Here is a 251-nt window from a genome sequence, read left to right on the forward strand (position 1 = left end):
GGGAACAACTGTCACTTCCGGCCAGTTTTGCTGCGCCCGCAAGCTTTTCATATGATGCGTTTCACGGTTATCGGCCACCGGATTGGGTGTCATACGGAGAGAGAACATATCATCCAGACCGAAAGGGGCATAAAAACCCAGCCTGCCATCCGGTTCCAGTCTTATCCCCACGGCATGGGTTTTCGACGCAAAGCGTTCAATACTGTTTTTGCTTGATTGCAAAGGTGGACAAACCAAACCGAAGTGCTTTT

At 50.2% G+C, this 251-nt stretch carries 1 protein-coding gene; it reads right to left on the reverse strand.

Annotation, left to right across the window (positions count from 1 at the left end; translation table 11 throughout):
* Positions 1-251, reverse strand: a 251-nt coding sequence (locus HBA93_RS22370; RefSeq protein WP_221724703.1) for a nucleotidyltransferase family protein, incomplete at both ends; no start/stop codon positions are given.

Source organism: Ochrobactrum sp. SFR4, from assembly GCF_019730395.1.
Taxonomy (GTDB): domain Bacteria; phylum Pseudomonadota; class Alphaproteobacteria; order Rhizobiales; family Rhizobiaceae; genus Pseudochrobactrum.